The organism is Streptomyces sp. NPDC060002 (genome assembly GCF_042737245.1).
Taxonomy (GTDB): domain Bacteria; phylum Actinomycetota; class Actinomycetes; order Streptomycetales; family Streptomycetaceae; genus Streptomyces.
In genome coordinates this window covers 204,289-218,392 of the sequence record NZ_JBHWUW010000006.1, presented here as the reverse complement: position 1 = coordinate 218,392, position 14,104 = coordinate 204,289, and the positions used below count along the sequence as shown (strand labels likewise).

Annotated in this window: 12 protein-coding genes; 7 read left to right on the top strand and 5 right to left on the bottom strand. The window is 73.6% G+C overall.

Translation table 11 applies throughout. From position 1 onward, the window contains the following. Positions 1-36: 36 nt before the first annotated feature. The gene (locus ACFWBD_RS08740; RefSeq protein WP_385664590.1) at positions 37-1,338 is read right to left on the bottom strand and encodes a PHB depolymerase family esterase; all 1,302 of its coding nucleotides are present in this window, start codon (positions 1,336-1,338) and stop codon (positions 37-39) included. Positions 1,339-1,924: 586 nt separating this feature from the next. Between ACFWBD_RS08740 and ACFWBD_RS08735 the strand changes: the two genes are divergently transcribed. After that, on the top strand, positions 1,925-2,728 hold the full coding sequence (locus ACFWBD_RS08735; protein ID WP_385664587.1) for a pectate lyase: 804 nt from the start codon (positions 1,925-1,927) through the stop codon (positions 2,726-2,728). Positions 2,729-2,822: 94 nt separating this feature from the next. On the opposite strand, the gene ACFWBD_RS08730 is transcribed toward ACFWBD_RS08735, so the two are convergent. Next, positions 2,823-3,575, bottom strand: coding sequence for a PaaX family transcriptional regulator C-terminal domain-containing protein (locus tag ACFWBD_RS08730; protein ID WP_385664584.1), 753 nt, complete (start codon positions 3,573-3,575; stop codon positions 2,823-2,825). Positions 3,576-3,646: 71 nt separating this feature from the next. Between ACFWBD_RS08730 and ACFWBD_RS08725 the strand changes: the two genes are divergently transcribed. Continuing rightward, on the top strand, positions 3,647-5,344 hold the full coding sequence (locus ACFWBD_RS08725; protein ID WP_385664581.1) for an acyl-CoA dehydrogenase family protein: 1,698 nt from the start codon (positions 3,647-3,649) through the stop codon (positions 5,342-5,344). Between the two features lie 99 nt (positions 5,345-5,443). On the opposite strand, the gene ACFWBD_RS08720 is transcribed toward ACFWBD_RS08725, so the two are convergent. Next, positions 5,444-6,025 (bottom strand): hypothetical protein, encoded by a 582-nt coding sequence (locus tag ACFWBD_RS08720; protein ID WP_385664578.1) that lies wholly within the window; start codon positions 6,023-6,025, stop codon positions 5,444-5,446. 213 nt (positions 6,026-6,238) lie between these two features. Between ACFWBD_RS08720 and ACFWBD_RS08715 the strand changes: the two genes are divergently transcribed. The 4 genes from ACFWBD_RS08715 to ACFWBD_RS08700 all read left to right on the top strand — a co-directional run bounded on the left by ACFWBD_RS08715 (position 6,239) and on the right by ACFWBD_RS08700 (position 10,370). Further along, on the top strand, positions 6,239-7,390 hold the full coding sequence (locus ACFWBD_RS08715) for a WD40/YVTN/BNR-like repeat-containing protein (protein WP_385664576.1): 1,152 nt from the start codon (positions 6,239-6,241) through the stop codon (positions 7,388-7,390). An 81-nt stretch (positions 7,391-7,471) separates the two neighbouring features. Beyond that, on the top strand, positions 7,472-8,149 hold the full coding sequence (locus tag ACFWBD_RS08710; RefSeq protein WP_385664574.1) for a uracil-DNA glycosylase: 678 nt from the start codon (positions 7,472-7,474) through the stop codon (positions 8,147-8,149). A gap of 155 nt (positions 8,150-8,304) precedes the next feature. Next, positions 8,305-9,258 (top strand): N-acetylglucosamine kinase, encoded by a 954-nt coding sequence (locus ACFWBD_RS08705; RefSeq protein ID WP_385664571.1) that lies wholly within the window; start codon positions 8,305-8,307, stop codon positions 9,256-9,258. A 188-nt stretch (positions 9,259-9,446) separates the two neighbouring features. Further along, positions 9,447-10,370 (top strand): sirohydrochlorin chelatase, encoded by a 924-nt coding sequence (locus tag ACFWBD_RS08700; RefSeq protein ID WP_385664569.1) that lies wholly within the window; start codon positions 9,447-9,449, stop codon positions 10,368-10,370. 148 nt (positions 10,371-10,518) lie between these two features. On the opposite strand, the gene ACFWBD_RS08695 is transcribed toward ACFWBD_RS08700, so the two are convergent. Both ACFWBD_RS08695 and ACFWBD_RS08690 read right to left on the bottom strand, forming a co-directional pair. Beyond that, entirely contained in the window at positions 10,519-11,559 is a 1,041-nt protein-coding gene (locus ACFWBD_RS08695; protein WP_385664567.1) for a lactonase family protein, read from the bottom strand. A gap of 153 nt (positions 11,560-11,712) precedes the next feature. After that, positions 11,713-13,224: an FUSC family protein gene (locus ACFWBD_RS08690; protein ID WP_385664564.1), complete on the bottom strand. Its 1,512-nt coding sequence runs from the start codon at positions 13,222-13,224 to the stop codon at positions 11,713-11,715. 313 nt (positions 13,225-13,537) lie between these two features. On the opposite strand from ACFWBD_RS08690, the gene ACFWBD_RS08685 reads away from it, so the two are divergent. After that, positions 13,538-14,014: an Lrp/AsnC family transcriptional regulator gene (locus ACFWBD_RS08685; protein WP_385664562.1), complete on the top strand. Its 477-nt coding sequence runs from the start codon at positions 13,538-13,540 to the stop codon at positions 14,012-14,014. The last annotated feature ends 90 nt before the right edge of the window (positions 14,015-14,104 follow it).

Below are 14,104 nucleotides of genomic sequence, written 5' to 3'. Positions count from 1 at the left end.
GTGGGCGGCCGGGCTCACCGGCCGCCCACGGAAGCATCAACTCGCGTCGCAGGTGGCTCCGTTGAGTGTGAAGATGCCGGGCGCCGCACTGTTGCCGGTGTGGTTCGCCTGGTAGCCGATGGTGACGCTCGCGTGGGGGGCGAGCGTGCCGTTGTACGTGGCGTTGGTCGCCGTCACCGCCCCGGAGGCCGGTGCGTAGGTGGCGCCCCAGCCGTTGGTGATGGTCTGGCCGGCGGGCAGGGTGAAGCCGAGCCGCCAGCCGTCGACCGTGGTGGTTCCGGTGTTGGTCAGGGTCACGGAGGCGGTCAGACCGGTGTTCCAGGCGCTGGTCGTCGCGGTCACCCGGCAGCCGCCGGGCTGGGGCTGCGGGGTGGGGCCGGCGGCGTCCAGGCCGAAGAAGGTGATCACGCGGGCGGCCATGCCCCAGGCGTACAGGTTGTGGCCGACGCCCTGGAGGCTGACGGCCTCCACGGGGGCCTGGTCACCCGTGCCGCCGTACCGGGTGCGGGTCCAGCCCGAGACGGGCGAGTCGGTGGCGGCCGGGGCCTGGCTCACACCCCGCACGTTGGTCCACTGCTTGATCTCCTCACCGAAGTTGGGGTAGCGCAGCACATCGTCCTCGGTGCCGTGCCACACCTGCATACGCGGCCGGGACCCGGTGTAGCCGGGGTAGGCCGTACGAACGAGGTCGCCCCACTCCTGCGCGGTGTGGATCACGGTGCCGCCGGAGCAGGCGCTGTTCCACTCGGATCCGTCCGTGGTGGCGAAGCAGCCGAAGGGAACCCCGGAGAAGGCGGATCCGGCGGCGAACACGTCGGGGTAGTCGCCGAGCAGGACGTTGGTCATCATCGCCCCGGAGGAGATTCCGGTGGCGTAGACGCGGCTGGTGTCGGCCGCGTAGGCGGCGCTCACCCAGTCGATCATCGACTTGACGCCGACCGGGTCGCTGCCGCCGCCACGCCTGAGCGCCTGGGGCGAGGAGACGTCGAAGCACTTGCTGCTCCGGGTGACGGACGGGTAGACCACCACGAACCCGTACAGGTCGGCGAGCTGGGAGTACTCGGTGCCGGAGTACATCGCGGGCCCGGAGCCGCCGCACCAGTGCACCGCGACGAGCACCGGGGGGTGAGCGGTGACGGTGGCCGGCGCGTAGACGTACATCTGGAGACTGCTGGGGTTGGCGCCGAACCCGGTGACCTCGGTGAGCGTGGCCGCGGGGACCGGCGCGGCGGCCTGTGGACGCGCGGTGGCCGTGGGGGCGGCGAGAAGAGCGGCGGTGAGCAGGAGCAGCAGTACCCCGCAGAACGAACGCAGGGCTCTCCCAGGGGAGTTCGACACGTGCCTGTCCCTTTCTGGTAGCGGCTCGGGGGACGTCGTACGTGGGGTGCGCGAGAGGGAAGCGGCGGCTCGGCAGGTGGCGTCGGCCTGCCTCGGCAGACCCGGACGCACGCCCCTCTCCGACAGTCACGAGAAGGACGTCCGCCCCGCATGGTGGCACGCGCACGCTGGCCATGGAAGCGCTCCCACGCCAACTCCCCGCAAGCCCTTACTGGTTGACCGGGGCCCGTCCGGTCGGTCGCATGCGTTCTGCGCAAAGCGTTGACTAGAAAGCGCTTGCCCCCTACGTTCCGTTCAGCAGTGTGACCGAGCCGCTCACTACGACCCCACAAAGGGCCGCACTGCCCCGCAGGTCGTTCAACAAGACATACGTGATTCACGTACCTGACCCTTCCCCTCCCCTGAAGGGACGCACCCGCATGCACACAGGGCCCCCGCGTGCACAGGAGCAAAGATCCGCCCCCGCCACGACGGCCGCCGCTCACGCGCCGGCGGCGATCCTCGCCCCGCGCCGGTCGGCCGGTGCCGGAACGCTCTGACCACTCGCCGCTCTCCCCGCCCCCCACCAGGAAGAAGGCATCGGGACATGACTTCACCAGCACTGCCGCGCCGACGGCGCACCCTGACCGGCGCACTCGCCGCCCTCGCGCTTTCGGTTGGCATGATCATGACTACCGGGGCGCTGACTCCGGCGAACGCCGCCACCTGGCCCAGCGCGACCGGCAGCCAGGCGGTCTCCTCGACCATCGCGCTGTCCGGCACCAAGGACTACGGGATGATCCGCCTCTACGGCACCGGTGACCTGGGCAGCGGCAGCCAGGACGAGGACCAGGGGCCGATCCTGGAACTGGCCGCCGGCGCGGTGCTCAAGAACGTCATCATCGGCGCCCCCGCCGCCGACGGCATCCACTGCAAGGGCGCCTGCACGCTGCAGAACGTCTGGTGGGAGGACGTCGGCGAGGACGCGGCGACCTTCCGCGGCTCCTCGTCGTCCAACGTGTACACCGTCTCGGGCGGTGGCGCGCGGTCGGCCAGCGACAAGGTGTTCCAGTTCAACGGCGCCGGCACACTGAACGTCTCCAACTTCGCGGTGCAGACGTTCGGCACCTTCATCCGCTCCTGCGGCAACTGCTCGACGCAGTACAAGCGGACGATCAACCTCAACACCATCGAGGCGACCTACTCGGGCAGCAAGCTCGTCGGCATCAACACCAACTACGGCGACAGCGCGACCCTGAAGAAGATCACCATCGTCGGGGACGGCAGCAAGAAGATCATCCCGTGCCAGAAGTACATCGGCAACAACACGGGGGCGGAGCCGACCACCAACGGCACCAGCGCGGACGGGACCTACTGCAAGTACGCGTCGTCCGACATCACCTACAAGTAGCCCCCACCTGCAAGTAGCCCCGCACCGGTCCCCCCACGGTAAGAAGGCGGCCGTACGAAGCGCCCCCGCACGGCGCTTCGCACGGTCGCCGCACCTATGCGCCGGCCCCCGACACCTTGGTGACGAGCTCCCGTTGACCGTGACCGTAGGCGGTGCGCAGGGCCGGTCCCGGCCAGGCGGCGGGGAGGAGTCCGGCCGGCAGCACCGGGTCGGCGACGAGGTGCCGTACGACCGCGGCGAGGACCGTGAAGCGGTCGGCGGGCCGCCGGGTCCGCTCGACGTGGGACAGCAGGACCCGGGCCGTCCGCGCCCACGCGTCGAGGGACCACAGTCGGGCGACCAGGTCGGGGGCGGGCGAGCCGGGGCGGGCGGTGAAGTGCTGGAGCACGTCCCCGAGATCCACGGGCCAGGGCCGGCCCAGATTGGCCGGCCGCAGCCAGACCCCCTCGCGGAGCTCGGCGAGCCGGAGGGCGCTCAACCGCCCGCGCAGTTCGGCGCGCTCGGCGGGGCCGCGACCGGTCGCGGTGATGACGGCCATCTCCCACTCACCGTCCCACGCGCGCGTGTCCGGATGCACGGCGTCGTCCTGGCGGCGCTGGCGCTCCAGCAGCCGGTCACTGAGCCGGTAGACGCCGTCCGTCCGCCGCAGGTCACCCGCCGCCACCATCCGGCTGAGCGCGGCCCGCACCGTCGATCCGCCGACGCCGAACGGCTCCACCCCACGCACCAGGTCCTTCGCCGCCATCTCGGGCGGGTGCGTGCCCAGCAGCAGACTCAGGACCACCGATCGCGCGGACAGCGGCGGCAGGTCGACCTCGCCGGGCTCCACCGGCACGTTCATCCGCATGAGGCCGTACTTTACGTGGGCTCTGATGTTGCACTATTGCTGCAGCCGCAGGAAACGTGCAACATGGCCGCATGGCCCAGATACTCACCCCGCCGCAGCCGCAGGCCCCGGCCGTGCCGCCCGTCTCCTCCTACGCCACGCACGACGTCACCAATCAGCCTCCGCCCCTGGCCCCGTACGACGCCTCCGACGACGTGGCCCTGCTGGAGGGGCTGCGGCGGGAGGGCGCCGGATGGGCGGAGCCGGACGTCCGCCGGATCGGTCTGCTGGCGGGCGGCGTCGAGGCGCAGGAGTGGGGCGACCTGGCCAACCGGCACGAGCCCGTACTGCGTACGCACGACCGGTACGGGCACCGTGTCGACGAGGTCGACTTCCACCCCGGCTGGCACGAGCTGATGCGGGTCGCGGTCGCGGAGGGGCTGGCCGGCGCGCCCTGGGCGGACGACCGGCCGGGCGCCCATGTGGCGCGCACCGCGGGCGGTCTCGCCTGGGGGCACACCGATGCCGGGCACGGCTGCCCCACGTCGATGACCTATGCGGCCGTCCCCGCGCTGCGTCGCCAGCCGGAGCTCGCCGCCGTCTACGAGCCGCTGCTGACCGGCCGGGAGTACGACCCGGGGCTGCGGGCGCCGACACAGAAGCGAGGACTGCTCGCGGGCATGGGGATGACCGAGAAACAGGGCGGCTCGGACGTCCGGACGAACACGACGACGGCCCTGCCCACGGCGGAGCCCGGTGTCTACACCCTGCGCGGGCACAAGTGGTTCACATCGGCTCCGATGTGCGATGTCTTCCTGGTGCTGGCGCAGGCGCCCAACGGGCTCTCGTGCTTCCTGGTACCGCGCGTGCTGCCCGACGGCACCCGCAACACGTTCCGCGTCCAGCGGCTGAAGGACAAGCTGGGCAACCGCTCCAACGCGTCCTCCGAGCCCGAGTTCGACGGGACCGTGGCCTGGCTGGTCGGGCCCGAGGGACAGGGCGTGAAGACCATCATCGAGATGGTCAACTGCACCCGCCTGGACTGCGTGATGATGTCGGCGACGCTGATGCGCAAGACGCTCGTCGAGGCGGGGCATCACGTGCGGCACCGCAGTGCCTTCGGGGCGCGGCTGCTGGACCAGCCGCTGATGCGCAATGTGCTGGCCGACCTGGCGCTGGAGTCGGAGGCCGCCACCACGCTCACCCTGCGGCTGGCCGGGGCTGCGGACCGGGCGGTGCGCGCGGACGACGGCCAGGAGGCCGAGCAGGCCTTCCGGCGGATCGCCACCGCCGTCGGCAAGTACTGGGTGACCAAACGCGGGCCGGCCTTCACGGCGGAGGCCCTGGAGTGTCTCGGCGGCAACGGATATGTGGAGGACTCCGGAATGCCCCGCCACTACCGCGAGGCACCCCTGCTGTCCATCTGGGAGGGGTCGGGCAACGTCAACGCCCTCGACGTGCTGCGGGCGTTGACCCGCGAACCGGCCACAGCGGACGCCCTGTTCGGTGAACTCGCCCTGGCGCGGGGCGCGGACGCCCGCCTCGACGCCGCCGTCTCGCGGCTGCGGACCCGGCTGGGCGAGGCGACACCGACCGGCGCCCGCCGGCTGGTGGAACAGATGGCCCTCACCCTCCAGGCCTCGCTCCTGGTCCGGCACGCCCCGCCCGCCGTCGCCGACGCGTTCTGCGCGACCCGGCTGGGCGGCGACTGGGGGTACGCCTTCGGCACCCTCCCGGACGGCGCCGATCTCGACGGGATCCTGGAACGGAGCCTTCCCGGCACGAACTGACCTCTCTCACGGGTGCGTCGCCGCCGGCCCCTCGGCGGCCCGCGCTCCACGCCCGGTCGTCGGGTTTCCGTCCGGGCAGGGGCGCGGGCACGGGTCGGGTCAGCCCGTCGGGCGGCCCCGGAGCGCGTCGAAGCGGGCCCAGTCGAGGTCCCACTGCTCCACCCGTCGGCGTTCCAGCCGGCCCCGCAGGACACTGCCGCCCGCCAAGGGGAGGGTGGCCGCGCCGACTCCCGCCAGGCCGCCGACGAGGGAGGCGCGCAGTCTGGCCTGGGCGGCGGTGGCCGGTTTCGTCACCAGGCGGCCCTGCCGGTCCGTCCAGACCGTGACGGGGGTGCCCGCAGCGCTGCCGGGGCCGACCCGGACCTGGCCGTTGTGCGCGGAGCCGTCCGGTCCGGTCCAGCCCACCTTCGCCCACACCTGGTCACCGGCGGTGGAACCGTTCACGGCGGCCTTGCCCGGGGCCTGCTCGGTCAGCCGCCCCAGGAGGGGCCGCCACTCGACGCGTTCGCGCGCGAGACCGTGTTCGACGGACCCAGCGGTCGCCCACCCCGCCAGCACTCCGGCGAGGACGGTCAGCGCCCACACGCCGAGCACGACCCAGGCCTCCACCGTGTCGGCGCGCCGCTTGAGCGGGTTGCGCCGCCAACGCCACAGCCACACCTTCGGACCACGGAACGCCATCGAAGGCTTCCTCCTCATGAGCGCATGAACATCCCGGCCGCCCTCCCATACGGGGCAGGCGGCCCCGATGCTCAGGCCGAATTCCTCGTCCCGGCGGTCCCACGGGCCCGGCACCCGCGCGGGCGTCCCGCCGACAGCGGCCGACGTCCTGCGCTCCCGACCCGCCGTCGCCGCTGTGACCTGCGGCAACGGCATTTCCAGAGGTGACTGTCAGTGGCGGGGTGCAGACTGGCCGGTGTCTGGGACAAGGACGTCAAAGACACCGCGGAGGTGATCGGCATGACCGAAGCACTGCTGGCAGTGGGCACGCGCAAAGGCCTGTTCATCGGGCGTCGGCGCGACGGCGCATGGGAGTTCGACGAATCCCCCTACTTCAACGCACAGGCGATCTACTCGGTCGCCATCGACACCCGCGGCGACCGGCCGCGGCTGCTGGCCGGCGGCGACAGCGCGCACTGGGGCCCGTCGGTGTTCCACTCCGACGACCTCGGCCGGACCTGGACCGAACCGGCCGCACCCGCCGTCAAGTTCCCTCAGGACACGGATGCCTCGCTGGAGCGGGTGTGGCAGCTGCACCCGGCGGCCGCCGAGCCGGACGTGGTGTACGCGGGCACGGAACCGGCCGCGCTGTACCGCTCGCGGGACCGTGGCGAGAGCTTCGAGCTGGTCCGCCCGCTGTGGGAGCACCCCACCCGCTCGAAGTGGGTGCCGGGCGGTGGCGGCGAGGGCCTGCACACGGTCCTCACCGACAGCCGCGACCCGCGGTCGGTGACCGTGGCCGTGTCGACGGCCGGGGTGTTCCGCACGAGCGACGGCGGCGCGAGCTGGGCGCCCGCCAACTCCGGTGTCGCCGCGGTGTTCCTGCCGGATCCGAACCCGGAGTTCGGCCAGTGCGTGCACAAGGTCGCGAGGGACGCGGCGAACCCGGACCGCCTCTACCTCCAGAACCACTGGGGGGTCTACCGGAGCGACGACAAGGGCGGGCAGTGGACCGACATCGGCGCCGGTCTGCCCTCCACGTTCGGCTTCGCCGTCGCCGCGCACCCGGCCCGCGGGGACACGGCGTACGTGTTCCCGATCAACGCCGACGCGGACCGGGTGCCCGCCGACCACCGGTGCCGGGTCTTCCGTACCTCGGACGCGGGCCGGAGCTGGGAGCCGCTCACGGCGGGCCTGCCGCAGGAGGACCACTACGGCACGGTGCTGCGCGACGCGCTCTGCACGGACGACGGCGACCCGGCGGGGGTGTACTTCGGCAACCGCAACGGCGAGGTGTTCGCCTCGGCCGACGACGGCGACAGCTGGCGGCAGTTGGCCTCACACCTGCCGGACGTCCTGTGCGTACGGGCCGCGGTGGTCGGATGAGCGCAACCGTGCGCGGGGGGCGGCCGTCCGGCCTTGGCCACCGGTTGATCAACGCCGTGTGTACGGCAGTAGGGTGACGCCGTGGCACCACGACCCTTGCATGAAATCGTCGAGCCGGGCTGGGCCGAGGCCCTCGAACCCGTCGCCGGGAGGATCGCCGAGATGGGCGACTTCCTGCGCGCGGAGATCGCCGCCGGACGCACCTACCTCCCCGCCGGACAGAACGTCCTACGGGCCTTCCAGCAGCCCTTCGAGGACGTCCGCGTCCTGATCGTGGGGCAGGACCCGTATCCGACGCCCGGGCACGCGGTGGGTCTGTCGTTCTCGGTCGGCCCGGAGGTCCGTCCGCTGCCGGGCAGCCTGATCAACATATACCGGGAGCTGAACACCGACCTGGGCCAGTCCCAGCCGTCCAACGGCGACCTGACGCCGTGGACGCGGCAGGGGGTGCTGCTGCTCAACAGGGCGCTCACCACAGCCCCGCGCAAACCGGCCGCACACCGCGGCAAGGGCTGGGAGGAGGTCACCGAGCAGGCGATACGGGCGCTGGCGGCGCGCGGCAAGCCCCTGGTGTCCATCCTGTGGGGCCGGGACGCCCGTAACCTGCGTCCGCTGCTGGGGGATCTGCCCTCGGTGGAGTCCGCGCACCCCTCCCCCATGTCGGCGGACCGGGGCTTCTTCGGCTCGCGGCCGTTCAGCAGGGCGAACGACCTGCTGGTCCGGCAGGGAGGACAGCCGGTGGACTGGCGCCTGCCGTGACCGTCGGCGCCGGATCGGGAGACGGGTCCGGTCCGGGAGACAGGGCCGGTCCGGGCGACGGGTCCGGTCCGGGAGGCAGGGCCGGTCCGGGCAACGGGTCCGGTCCGGGAGGCAGGGCCGGGACCGCGGATGGCTCCGGTGGCGGCATCCTCGCCGTGGACTCGGGTGGTTCCGGTCTCCGGGTCGTCCTGGGGACCGCCGAGCGCGGCGCCCTCGCCCAGCGCTCGTCCCAGGTGCCCGTGCGCACCGGTTCCCGGGGCATCGACCCGGACCACCTGATGGCACAGCTGACGCCGCTGGTAAGGGCGTTGTCGGCCGAGACCGGCGTCCTCCGGCCCGCTACGGCGGTCGTGGGCGCGGCGGGGCTCAGCACCCTGGGCGACGCGCTGCGCGCCGAGCTCCCGGGCGCGCTGGCGCGGGAGTTCGGCGTCCGGACGACCGCGCTCGCCGCCGACGCCGTCACCGCCTATGTCGGCGCGCTCGGCCCGCGGCCGGGCGCCGTGGTGGCCGCGGGCACGGGCCTGATCGCGATCGGTACGGACCTGACGGCATGGCGGCGGGCGGACGGCTGGGGCCATCTGCTGGGCGACTGCGGCGGCGGCGCCTGGATCGGGCGGGCCGGTCTGGAAGCCGCCCTGCGCGCGTACGACGGACGTCCCGGCGGGTCGGCCGCCCTGCTGGTCCGGGCCGAGGAGCGGTTCGGTCCGCTGACCGCGCTGCCCGGTCAGCTCTACCCCCGCCCGGACCGCCCGGCCGTCCTCGCCTCCTTCGCGCCGCAGGTGGCCGTCTGCGCCGAGGAGGACCCGGTCGCCGCCGGCATCCTGCGCGACGCGGCCCGGCACATGGCCGAGTCGGCCGCCGCCGTCTGCCCGGCCGGCGGGGAGCCCCGGATCGCCCTCACCGGCGGCCTGTCCAGGATGGGCGACCCGCTCCTCGTGCCCGTGGAGGAGGAACTGGCGCGACTGCTGCCGCATGCCGTGCGGGTGCCCGCCGAGGGCGATCCACTGGACGGCGCCGTGCGCATCGCCACCGAACTCGCGGCGGGCGCGTTCACGCTGCCGCGCGAGGAGAGCCTGCTCTCGGTGGAGAGCCCGGTGAACCCCATCTGATGCATCGTACGTAGGGAACGTACGTCATGCCCCAAAAGGGGGATTACCGCCTCCGAGGGCAAGTCACCTGGAAAACATGCTGATCACTTCTGATCCGTACGTAACTCATCAGACAAAACCGGACGGATACCGCTCACGTGCACCCTCCCCGAACAGGGGAGCCCAGGAAGCCAGTAACATGCGTCGCCATGAGCTCCCCCACTGGGCCCGCGTCCGGCCTGCCAGTACGAATGCCGCGGCCTCGCCAGCCCGGGCGGCACCGCCGACCCGAGCCGCTGGCGGCTCCCGAGGGCGCGCCCGCGCTCGTCCTCGCGGTGCCTGGTCCGCCGAGCGCCGCCACCCGCGGCCTCGCCGAGGAGATCGTGAGCATCGCCCGCTCCGAGCTGCCCGGCCTCGACGCCCGCATCGGCTACCTGGACGGGGACGACACCGGTTTCCCCACCCTGCAGTCCGTTCTCGCGCACGCAGCCGACGAACGCACCGCGCGCTTCGAGCAGGCCCGTGCCGCCGGACTGGACGTCAAGGAGCCCGACGGCCCGGTGGGCGTCGTCGTGCCGCTGCTGGCCGGCCCCGACGGCGCGCTGCTGCGCCAGGTCCGCCAGGCCGTCATGGAGAGCCGGATCGCGGCCGAGCTGACCGATGTGCTCGGCCCGCACCCGCTGCTCGCCGAGGCCCTGCACGTGCGCCTGTCCGAGGCCGGTCTGGCCCGTGCCGACCGCGCCCGGCTGTTCACCGTGGCGACGGCCGCGGACGGCATCATCCTCGCCTCCGTGGGTGGCGAGGAGGCCGTGCAGGCCGCCGGGATCACCGGCATGCTGCTCGCCGCGCGCCTCGCCGTGCCGGTGATGGCCGCGGCACTCGACCAGGAGGGTTCCATCGCCTCCGTCGCGGAGCAGCTGCGCTCCTCCGGCTCCCAGAACCTGGCGCTGGCGCCCTACCTGATCGGCCCGGAGATCGACGCCACGCTGATCGTCGAGGCGGCCAGGGAAGCCGGTTGCGCCGCCGCCGAGGCGCTCGGCCCGTACCCGGCCATCGGCAAGCTCGCGCTGGCCAAGTACACGACCGCCCTCGGTATCGCCCCGCCGCAGCCCCAGGGCGCGCCGGTCCGCTGAGCCGACCGCACGGACGCCGTACGAACGAAGGGCCCGCTCCGGGTGACGAGCGGGCCCTTCGCGTCGGCGCCCCGGATTCGGCGCGGGGCCGGCCGGGGCCGCGGAACAGCAGCGGCTCCCCGGGTTCGGCGCCGAGCGGCGGTGCGGGTCAGCCGAGGACGACGCAGGAGGCGGCGGGGACCGCGATCGAGCCGCTGCGCCGGGGCAGGCCGGTCGCGGGGTCGAGGGAGAACCAGGTGACGTCGCCCGAGCGTTCGTTCGCGACGTACAGGAAACCGCCGGACTCGGCGACGGCCCGCGGCCAGTGTCCGGCGCAGGGCACGGTCCCGACCAGCCGCAGCGCCTCCCCCGCGCCCTCCACGGCGAACACGGAGAGCACGTCCTCGCCTCGGGTGGCGGTCCGGACGAACCGGCCGTCGGGCGAGACGACGAGCCCCGAGGGGTAGGCGTCCCCGGCCGGTGCGCCGGGCAGTACGGCGGCCTCGGCCAGCGGCTTCAGGGAGCCGTCCGAGGCGTCCCACCGGCAGACGGTGACGGTCGGGGTGAGCTCGTTGACCACGTAGGCGTAGCCGCCTCCGGGATGGAAGGCCAGATGGCGCGGCCCCGAGCCGGGGCGCAGCGCGTGCTCCCGGTGCAGGACGGGGCTGCCGTCGCGCAGGGCGCACACCCGCACGGAGTCCGTCCCGAGGTCCACACTGACCGCCCAGCGCCCGCTCGGGTCGGGTTGCACCTGGTGGGCGTGCGGGGCCTGCTGGCGGCGCGGGTGCGGGCCCGAGCCGGTGTGCCGCAGGACGCCGGAGGCGACGCGGGCGAGGGTGCCGTCGGCGCGGACGGGGACGGCGGTGACGCTGCCGGAGCCGTAGTTGGCGGTGAGGACGTGTCCGTCGAACACGCTGAGGTGCGTGGGGCCGCTGCCGCCGACCGGCACGGGCGGCCCGGTCTGCTCCGGCGCGTCGCCCGTCACCCGGTACGCGGCCACCGCGCCGTCCGCCGTCTCGCTGACCGCGTACAGGGTGTCCCCGGTGGCCGACAGGGCCAGATACGAGGGGTCGGGGAGGCCGTTCACGCTGCTCAGGACGGTCAGCGCGCCGCTGACCGGGTCCACGGCGGCGACCACGATCCCAGGTCCTCCAGCCGCCGTGAACGAGCCGATGAACGCCCGCCGTCGCCTTCCGCCGAGGTCTGCCACCGCTGTCCCCTCCCGGGTCGCCGCTGCCGCTGCTGACGCTGCTGCTCGGGGTGACCGTAGCAGTCGATCACCAGCGGTCTAGACCAGGCGCGCTCGCTCGGCCGGGCGACGGCGCCCGGGTGGCGGGCCGGCGCGGCCGGCAGCCGGGCGGGCTCAGGCGCCGACCGGGACGCGGGTGGCGCCGCGAAGGGGCACGGCGAGTTCGAGGAGGGCCCGCTCCAGGGCGTGGAGGTGGGCCAGCACCGGCTCGGCCGCCGTGCCGAGCGGTACGGCGACGGTCTCGGCCGGGCGCGGCCGCGCGTCGGTCGGCGGTGCGGTGAGCGCCTCGACCGCGGCCTCCACCCGCCAGCAGGCGGCGACGAGGCGGGCGTCGTGCGAGGCCTCGGGGTCTGCGGCGACCGAGGCCAGCCCGCGCACCTCACGGGCGCAGTCGTCGAGCAGCTCCAGCACATGCCGGGCCCTGCCCTTGCGCGCCCGCAGGGGGCTGAGCGGATGCACCAGCGGCGCCAGGGACAACCGGACCCGGGCGAGGATCTGCTCCAGTTCGACCACCCGCCGGGCCGGGTCCGCCGCAGCGGATCCCGCGAGCCGGGCCGCGGCCTCGGCGGTGCAGAGGTGCACACAGCGCAGCGCGCGCTCCACCCAGGCGTCGGTGACGGAGTGCGTGGTCACCGGGAGCACCAGCAGCACCGCCAGCGCGGCTCCCAGCGCCCCTACGGCCGTCTCCGTCACCCGCAGGGCGAGCAGCGCCGGGTCGAGCAGGCCGAGCAGCCCGTACAGCGCGCTCGCCATGACGGTGACGGCGAGCATCATCCAGGTGTAGGACACGGCGGCCGAGTAGAAGATCCCGAAGACGCCGACGGCGACCACCACGGCGGTCGCCACCGGCTCCCCGTGCAGGGGCAGCGCCACGACCAGACCCAGCACGATCCCGAGGACGGTCCCGAGGAACCTCCGGAACCCCCGCACAAGGGTCTCGCCGCGCGAGGTGGTGTTCACGAACACCCACCAGGTGGCACCCACGGCCCAGTACCACCGCTGGTCCGACAGCGCCTGCCCGGCGACGAGGGCGAAGCCCGCGCCCACGGTGGCCTGCGTCGCCTGCCGCGTGGTGATCCGCGCCAGCCCCGTCCCACCGGCCGGCGGGGCGACGGCCGCCGGTGCCGGCAGCCGGCGTTCGTAGGGCCACACCCCGAACCGCACCGCGGACGACGCGGCGATCGACAGCAGGACGGCCGCGCACAGCTCGGGCAGCCGGCCGGGGACGGTGTGCAGGAACTGGGCGGCGAAGAAGGTCATGAACGCGAACACCCCGAGCGAGTGCCCGCGCGGCCCCCAGCGGCGTGCGTACACCCCGGCTCCGACCACGGCGAGGAAGGCCGCGTCCCGGGCTACGGGCACATCGTGCAGGACGGCCGCGAGAGCGAGCACCGGCAGCCCGACGACCGGGAGGAGAGCGGTGGTCACGGCCTGTCCGCGCACCGTCGCGTCCGTCACCGTGAACAGCGCGAGCAGCGCGGCCAGGCCGCCGGTGATGGCCGCCACCAGCGACTGTCCGGCCAGCCCGCACAGTACGACGGCGAGCCCGATGCCGAGCACGGCCCGGCAGGCGAACCGCAGTCGCACCCGTCCGGGATCGGGTGCCACGAACGCCCTCTTCAGCAAGCTGCCCCGCCCTTTCCCCACCCTGACGCGCCGCGGATGTGCCGCGACATGAGAAAGGCGCCGCGGAGGTCCGCAGCGCCATCGACTCCGCCATTGGAGCATCCGGAGGGCTGCTGGTTCAACAGGGACCGAGGCAACTGAGCCAATGGCCCATCCTGGGCAGGATCTCCCCGACCATCAGCTAGCCAACGGCACCCCTTGGCCGACACCCTCGGCGCCGGCACCCAGCCCCCAAGTGGCTCGGACCCCGTCCGGTGCACTGGGCCATTGGTACAGTCGGCGCTGATCACGAACGCGCGAGGAGGCCCGCCGGATGGCCGTGGACGAGCTGGACACCCGCATCCTGCGCCTGCTGCTCGATCAGCCGCGGACGAGCGTGCGGGAGTACGCCCGGCTCCTCGGTGTCGCGCGCGGCACCCTTCAGGCCCGCCTCGACCGGCTGGAGCGGGACGGCGTGATCACCGGCGCGGCGCCGTCGCTCTCCCCCGCCGCACTGGGCCACCCGGTCCTCGCGTTCGTGCACATCGAGGTCACCCAGGGACACCTCGACGACGTGGGCGACGCGCTGGCCGCCGTGCCGGAGATCGTCGAGGCGTTCTCCATCACCGGCGGCGGCGACCTCATCACCAGGGTCGTCGCGCGCGACAACGCCCACCTGGAGGACGTCATCCAGAAGCTGATCAGCCTGCCCGGCGTGGTCCGCACCCGTACCGAGGTCGCGCTGCGCGAGCGCGTGCCGCACCGGCTGCTGCCGCTGGTGGAGTCGATCGGGCGAGCGGTCTCGAAGTAGCGCCGGCGTTCGCAACTTTCCGTCCCGTCAGACCCGTTGACGCTCCCCCGCCACCCCTCTAGCGTCTGGTCGACCATCCGCACGCCGTTC